The sequence below is a fragment of the Acidobacteriota bacterium genome (assembly GCA_004299485.1).
GTDB lineage: Bacteria > Acidobacteriota > Terriglobia > Terriglobales > SCQP01 > SCQP01.
The window spans coordinates 86,385-92,730 of record SCQP01000005.1 but is presented as its reverse complement, the minus strand read 5'-3'; the positions used below and the strand labels follow the sequence as shown (position 1 = coordinate 92,730).

Genomic DNA, 6,346 nt, shown 5'->3' with positions numbered 1-6,346 from the left:
AAGCGCTGGCTGTCGCCCGACCCGGCGGGCCTGGCCGCGGTCAACCCCGCCGATCCACAGTCCTGGGACGCCTACGCCTATGTCGGCAACCAGCCGCTGGCATTAACTGATCCCCTCGGGCTGGTGTGCCAGGAGGATCAGGTGAATCAGGACTGTGAACCCGGGTTTAGCCAGGGCACGGGCGGCTACGGCGGGGGTGGGTACGGGGGCGATAGCGGCGGGGGCGGCGAGTTCGGGCTGATGGGTGTGCCGGTGGACGTCCAAGACGGCTTCAGCCTTGTGTCCCAGGGCGGCGCGTGGCAGCAAGGCCCTTCCTGGTCGGGGACGATCGATCCCGGCATGCAGATTCCGTTTACTGCGGACTCGAACATCTGCATTGGCTGCACGATGCAGTACGTCCCCAACCTGTTCCAGGTGAGCAACGGCTTCGACCTGTTCGGCCCCTTCCAGGAGCCGCAGTCCGTGGCGACTGGCTCGGCGACTGGCTCGGCGAATGGCTCTGCCGCACCCGCGGCCGGTCCGCTCGGCTCCAACGGTGCGGCCATCGAGGCCCTCGGCCGCGGCCTCGCGACGCTCGCGCATCCCATGGAGTTTCTCACTGCCAACCTCGCTATGGCGTGGACCGGTGCAGCAGCGGTCGGGCTTGGGGCTGGGTTAATAGCAGCGGACTGCCTTGATCCGACGCCGTTTGAACCCGTGACATGTATAGGCGGCCTCGCTGCAGGGGCCGCCGTCGCGCTTCCCGGCTTCGGCGTATTGGGCGCGGCTGGTTATTTTTTTGTTAATAGCACCATCCCGGCCTTCGAGAGGTGGTGATGCAAATACCTCACGGCAACGGAAGGGCACGCCAACAGCCGGCAGGTCTCGTCCGCTGGATAGTCATCTCAGCGGCAGTTGACTTAGCGCTGGCATGCCTTCTGGCCGCTTTCCTTTGGGCGGCGCTCAGCCTAAGGGTCGCTAGGCTGGCGCTGCCCGCGGGGATCTTTGCTTACTCTTTGTTTACGATGCAAATGCTTTTTTATTGCGCAACTCGTTCTGCCCGAAACCCTGAGACCTACGCGAAACTATCGGCCCTTTCCGTAGTGACGGGGTTTTTAATGTGCGATCTAACCCTAGGATTTGCTCTTGTGTGGCTTCGGGCGCTACCAGCCTGGACAGTGATTGAGTACGGCGCCCCCTGGTTGCCGATTACCCTGGTCCCGTTGTGGTTCTGGATCCACCATCGCGCGAAGCGTACGTCCGCCGCGCAGCGCGACTGTATATAATCTTCCCGCAGACGTGGAACGCCTACGCCTATGTCGGCAACCAGCCGCTGGCCAACGTCGATCCGCTGGGGCTGCGACAATGCGCCACCCATAACGGCCGCTGCATGCCGACGCTGTACGGCGGGGCGGCGCCGCAGCCGACGACAGCCTGTTTGGCCCCAACTCCGATTGGGACGTGTTTGCGCTGATGTCCGCCTACCCGATCTGGGTGCCGATGAGCGCGACGAACGCGTGCATCGGCCTGATCTGCCTCGTTGACTGGTCCAGGGACAGTTACGAGGCTACCTCCTTTCCGTTTGGATTGACATCAGCAATAGGCGCAGCTTGCTGGAGGCGGAGCGGAGCCGGAAGCAAGTTGGGCGGCGAAGGTGGCCGGGCTGCAGCAGCCGAGCGCGCTGTGAGGCCTTTGGGGCAGGCCAAGCGAGTTTTACGAGGCCACGCCCAACTCCGGCGGTTATTACGCCGTCAGCGAAAGCTGGTGGCTCGACGGTCTGTTGGCCTCGCTGTCCGCCCCCGGCGTGCCCGCCATCACCTACAATCCCGACACCGCCGGCCGCATCGGCTCGATCAGCGCCTCCAGCGGCCAGAACCCGGTCAGCTCGGCCAGCTACTTCCCCAGCCAGCAGGTGCGGACAGCCACCTTCGGTTCTGGCGATTCTGACACCTACGCCCTTGACACCAACCTGCGCCTCAGCAGCTACACGCTCGACATCAACGGCAGCAACGACACCGGCACGCTGGTCTGGAACGGCAACAACACCCTCAGTCGCTTGCCACCTCCGACCCCTTCGCCACCGGTGACACCCAGACCTGCTCCTACACCCAGGATGATCTCGGCCGCCTCGCCTCGGCCAACTGCGGCAGCGAATGGGCGCAGACCTACACCCCCGACAGCTTCGGCAATCAGTCCACCACCTCCGGCGGCAGCAATCCGCTGGTGGCGAACTTCAACGGCAACAACCAGTTCTCCAGCGTGAGCGGCTTCGCGCCCACCTACGACCTGGACGGCGACCTGCTGGATAACCCGCTCAGCCAGACGCGCAACGCCTACGCCTGGGATGCCGAAGGTCGTGGCAGCAAGGCCCGTCGTGGTCGGGGACGGTCGATCCCGGCATGCAGATTCCGTTCGCAGCCGACTCGAGCATCTGCATAGGCTGTACGATGCAGTACGTCCCGGACCTTTTCAACGTGGGAAACGGCTTCGATCTGCTCGGCGCATTCCAGCAGCCGCAGAGCGTTGCAACGTGGTCGGCAGGTGGCTCCGCGGCGTCCGGCTCGAGCGCCTCGGCAGCAGGGTTCGGGACGCTGCTTGGCGGGGCCGCGACTGGCGCGGGTCATGGCGTCTTCGGCGTCTTCGCCGCCGCGAAGTGGTACTGCGGGCCGAGCCCCCACAGCCGGATACTCAAGTCAATCGCAATTAGCAGTGCAGCGGGGGCGATCTTGGGCGGGGTTGCGGGTTTTACAGCCGGTGAAATGCTGGGTGGGGTGTTCACGATGGGTGTGTCCGGCGCACCCGGTGCAGCCCTCGGCATTCTGGTCGGCACGCCCCTCGGGGCAATGAGAGGTGCCGAGTTCGGCGTGTTGAGTGCCGCGGCCTGTAAAGGGCTCGGCTTCTACAACTGAGGCCCGTGCCGTGGCTATTCGAGTCAACAGCAGGCTGACAACAACAGCGAGGCTCCGGCGTTCGGCGCTGTGGTGGGGGCTCCCCATCACTGTTCTGGAGTTGATCGGCGTGCCCTCGTTGAGCGGCGCTCTGGTGCTGGCGGTGCCCATTTTTGTGGCCGCGACGGCAATCGCATTCTTTATCGACACGGCCATAATGAGACTCGCGCAAAATAAAACGGAGCCGCCACCCTAGCCGCTGAGGATCTGGAGTTAGGCGTCATCCTAGCCTTTCTCGAATGGGTGGGCGCGGTCGTAGACTTCGGTGAGCTGGCGGATATCCGTGCGCGTGTAGCGTTGCGTGGTCGCCAGGCTGCGATGGCCGAGCATCTCTTGAATGGCGCGCAGGTCGGCGCCTTCGCTCAACAGGTGTGAGGCGAAGGCGTGGCGCAGGGTGTGGGGATGCAGGTCGAGCGGCAGGCCGAAGGCGCGGGCGCTGGCTTTGACGATGCGCGCCACCGAACGCGTGGTCAGGCGGCGGCCGCGATGGTTCAGAAACAGCGCGGGGTTGTCGCGCGGCTGCGGCGGCAGCACGGCCCGCACGGCGAGATACGAATCCAGCGCGGCCCGCGCCTTTTGCCCGAACGGTACCACGCGCTGCTTGCGGCCTTTGCCCAGCACGCGCACGCAGGCCCGGACGTAATCCACGTCGCGCAAATTGATCCCCACGGCTTCACTCACCCGCAGGCCGCTGCCGTAGAGCAGCTCCAGCAGGGCGTGATCGCGCTCGGGGAAGGGCGCGGTCTCGCGGGGATCGGGAGCATCGAGCATTTGGTTGACTTGCTCGGTTGTGGGGATGGCGGGCAGATGGCGGCCCAGGCGCGGCGTGGCGAGCAGGCGCGCCGGATTTTCGCCGATCCAGTTCTGGCGCAGGGCGTAGCGGAACAGCGACCGCAGCGTAGACAAGTGCCGCGCCTGGGTGGCGCGGCTGACACCGCGTGCCAGGCCGTCGGCCAGGAACTCACGGATGCGTTCGCGCCGCAGCGCGCCGAGCTCGGTCTGCGCGCCCGCAAAGGCGGCGAACTGCCGCAGGTCGGCGGCGTAATTGCGCAGCGTATGGGGACTGGCGTTGCGCTCGCCTTCGAGATAGCGTTCGAGAAAATCGGTGATGGCCGCCTGCAACGTCATGCGGGCACGGCCTCGCGCTGTGGCTGCAGCCAGGCGTCGCAATCCGTCAGGGCGCGGGCGCACTGGCGCTGGTGACGCTGCTCGCGATCGCGCACGGGCGTTTCGAGCGGCGGCAGCAAATCAAACGTCATGTTGGCGGGCGCGTAGCCGTGGGCGCTCGAGGCGGTGATGTAATGCAGGAGCGAGCCCAGCGCCGTGGTCCGTGGCGGCGGCGCGAGCGTGCGGCCCTGCGCCTCGGCGGCGGCAAAGCGCCCGGCCAGCCAGCCGGTGGCGATGGCTTCGACGTAGCCTTCGGTGCCGCATAACTGGCCGGCGGCCCAGACGCGCGGGTTACGCCGGAACTGCAGCCGCTCGGTGAGCACGGCCGGCGCCGCGAGATAGCTGTTGCGATGCACCTGCCCGAAGCGCACGATACGCGCCCGCTCCAGGCCGGGGATGAGGCGCAGAATCTGCGCCTGCGCGCCGAAGCGCAGATGGTTCTGGAAGCCGACGAGGTTGAAGCTGTCGGCCCGCAGGTTCTCGCGGCGCAACTGCACGGCGGCGTAGGGTGGCCGCCCGGTGCGCGGATCGGGAAGACCCACGGGCTTCATGGGGCCAAAGCGCAGCGTCTCCGGGCCGCGCCGCGCCAGCTCTTCCAGCGGCAGGCAGGCCTCGAAGAAGCCGGTCTCCTCAAACGCGTGCAGCGGATAGCTGTCAGCCTCGAGGATCGCCTGCCGGAACTGCTCGTACTGCGCACGGTCGAGTGGACAGTTCCAGAAGTCGTCCCCGCCTTTGCCCCAGCGCGAGCCGGGGTACATGCGCTCGTAGTCGAGCGAATCGGCCTCAACAATCGGGCTGATGGCGTCGTAGAAGTACAGGTGCTCGTGGCCGGCAAGTTCGGCCAGCACCCGGGCGAGCGGCGCCGACGTCAGCGGTCCGCTGGCGATGATGGTGATGTCGCTGGGCAGAGCGGTGGCTTCCTCGCGGCGGATGCTCACCTGCGGCAGCGCGGTCAGGGCGGCTTCGATGGCTGCGGAAAACTGCACGCGGTCTACGGTCAGCGCCTGGCCGCCGGGTACGGCAGCCTGGGCGGCGCAGGCGAGCAGCAGGGAATCGCCGCGCCGCAGCTCTTGCTTGAGCAGCCAGGGGGCGGAGTTGGGCGCTTCCGATTTGAGCGAGTTCGAACAAACCAGTTCGCCCAGGGCGCTGGTCTGGTGCGCGGGCGTAAACACGCGCGGCCGCATTTCCCACAGCTCGACCGCAACGCCCTGGCGCGCAAGCTGCCAGGCCGCCTCCGGACCCGCCAGGCCGCCGCCAATGACTTTGACAGGCGCGGGCCCCAGCGCGGCTCCGCCGCGCGCCCCGCTTTTGCTCGCGCCGGCTTGGGGGCCCCGCGGCCCCAACCCGGCGCTGTGCTCTACAGGCTGCACCTCAGAACCCCATGATGTGATAGCCGCTATCCACGAACAGCGTATCGCCGGTAATGCCGCGTCCGGCCGGGCTGAGCAGGAAGCGGGCGGTATCGGCGACTTCGGCCGGATCAATCGCGCGCCGCAGCGGCGCGTGTTGGGCCACGTGATCGATCATCGATCCCAGGTCGCGCACCGCGCGCGCCGAGGCCGTGCGCACCGGGCCGGCCGAAATGGCGTTCACGCGAATGCCTTGCGGCCCCAGCTCGCTCGCCAGATAGCGGACCGCGGCTTCGAGTGCCGCCTTGGCCACGCCCATGACGTTGTAGTTCGGCACCACGCGCTGCGCGCCCAGGTAGCTGAGGGTGACGATGCTGCCGCCCTCGCGCATCAGCGGCGCGGCTCCGTGGGCGACGCTCACGAGGGAATAGGCGCTGACATCGAGTGCCTGATGGAAGCCGGCACGGCTGGTGGCATGGAAGGCCCGGTCAAGGTCTTCCTTTTGCGCAAAGGCGATGCTATGCACCACGCCAGCGAGGGGAACGTCGCCGAGGTCACGGCCGATCCGGGCGAACAGCTCGCTGATGGCGGCGTCCTGGCTGACGTCGCAGGGATAGACGTGGGTGGCGCCCAGCGCCTGCCCCAACTCCTCGACCGTCTTCTGCACGCGTTCAGCCTGATAGGTCAACAGCAGCCGCGCACCGGCTTCGCTGAGGCTTTTGGCGATGGCGTAGGCCAGGCTCCAGCGATTGGCAATGCCCATCACCAGAACCGGTTGGTTCCGTATCTCATCGGTCATACGAATCCGAGCGTAGCACGCAACCGCCGGAGCTTTGTGGCTCGCCACTTTTTGCCCGGGTCGCTCCCGTTGGTCGCTCGGAGTGCGGGCTTCGATTCCCGGCA

Annotated in this window: 7 protein-coding genes; 4 read left to right on the top strand and 3 right to left on the bottom strand. The window is 66.8% G+C overall.

Features of this window, described 5'->3' with window-relative positions; all coding sequences use genetic code 11:
• Nucleotides 1–1,204: 1,204 nt before the first annotated feature.
• The 4 genes from EPN33_05100 to EPN33_05085 all read left to right on the top strand — a co-directional run bounded on the left by EPN33_05100 (nucleotide 1,205) and on the right by EPN33_05085 (nucleotide 2,888).
• Nucleotides 1,205–1,453, top strand: coding sequence for a hypothetical protein (locus EPN33_05100; GenBank protein ID TAN23524.1), 249 nt, complete (start codon nucleotides 1,205–1,207; stop codon nucleotides 1,451–1,453).
• A 306-nt stretch (nucleotides 1,454–1,759) separates the two neighbouring features.
• The gene (locus tag EPN33_05095) at nucleotides 1,760–2,242 is read left to right on the top strand and encodes a hypothetical protein (protein TAN23523.1); all 483 of its coding nucleotides are present in this window, start codon (nucleotides 1,760–1,762) and stop codon (nucleotides 2,240–2,242) included.
• A complete protein-coding gene (locus tag EPN33_05090) occupies nucleotides 2,203–2,418 on the top strand; it encodes a hypothetical protein (GenBank protein ID TAN23522.1) in 216 nt (71 codons plus the stop codon). The genes EPN33_05095 and EPN33_05090 overlap by 40 nt, the downstream gene beginning before the upstream one ends.
• A gap of 8 nt (nucleotides 2,419–2,426) precedes the next feature.
• A complete protein-coding gene (locus tag EPN33_05085; protein TAN23521.1) occupies nucleotides 2,427–2,888 on the top strand; it encodes a hypothetical protein in 462 nt (153 codons plus the stop codon).
• A 264-nt stretch (nucleotides 2,889–3,152) separates the two neighbouring features.
• Here the strand turns inward: EPN33_05085 and EPN33_05080 are convergent, their stop codons facing one another.
• The 3 genes from EPN33_05080 to EPN33_05070 form a co-directional block, all read right to left on the bottom strand.
• Complete coding sequence (locus EPN33_05080; protein TAN23520.1) at nucleotides 3,153–4,055, bottom strand: tyrosine recombinase XerC; 903 nt, start codon at nucleotides 4,053–4,055, stop codon at nucleotides 3,153–3,155.
• Nucleotides 4,052–5,377, bottom strand: a complete 1,326-nt coding sequence (locus EPN33_05075) for a methylenetetrahydrofolate--tRNA-(uracil(54)-C(5))-methyltransferase (FADH(2)-oxidizing) TrmFO (GenBank protein TAN23529.1) — start codon at nucleotides 5,375–5,377, stop codon at nucleotides 4,052–4,054. The genes EPN33_05080 and EPN33_05075 overlap by 4 nt, the downstream gene beginning before the upstream one ends.
• A gap of 88 nt (nucleotides 5,378–5,465) precedes the next feature.
• Nucleotides 5,466–6,242: an enoyl-ACP reductase gene (locus tag EPN33_05070; protein ID TAN23519.1), complete on the bottom strand. Its 777-nt coding sequence runs from the start codon at nucleotides 6,240–6,242 to the stop codon at nucleotides 5,466–5,468.
• Nucleotides 6,243–6,346 lie beyond the last annotated feature (104 nt).

Coding starts and splice junctions, on each gene's coding strand:
- EPN33_05080 (TAN23520.1), bottom strand. CDS start 4,055: ATGACGTTGCAGGCGGCCATCACCGATTTTCTCGAACGCTATCTCGAA.
- EPN33_05085 (TAN23521.1), top strand. CDS start 2,427: ATGCAGTACGTCCCGGACCTTTTCAACGTGGGAAACGGCTTCGATCTG.
- EPN33_05070 (TAN23519.1), bottom strand. CDS start 6,242: ATGACCGATGAGATACGGAACCAACCGGTTCTGGTGATGGGCATTGCC.